Consider the following 264-nt stretch of genomic DNA (forward strand, 5'->3'; position numbering starts at 1 on the left):
GACCGTCACCGGCGGCCTGCTCGCCGACCGCCTCATCGCCGAAGGCACGGTCCGCGCCGCCGGTGCGAACATCGGCGAGATCCAGCTGAATGGGGCCACCCTCACCAACCCCAAGGGCAACGCCCTCGAACTCAGCGGCGCGACCGTCACCGGCGGCCTGCTCGCCGACCGCCTCATCGCCGAAGGCACGGTCCGCGCCGCCGGTGCGAACATCGGCGAGATCCAGCTGAATGGGGCCACCCTCACCAACCCCAAGGGCAACGC

General features: G+C 71.6%; 1 protein-coding gene. It reads left to right on the plus strand.

Features of this window, described 5'->3' with window-relative positions:
* Positions 1–264, plus strand: a 264-nt coding sequence (locus M1M07_RS32620; protein WP_248676818.1) for a hypothetical protein, incomplete at both ends; no start/stop codon positions are given.

It is taken from the genome of Rhodococcus sp. HM1, assembly GCF_023218075.1.
GTDB lineage: Bacteria > Actinomycetota > Actinomycetes > Mycobacteriales > Mycobacteriaceae > Rhodococcus.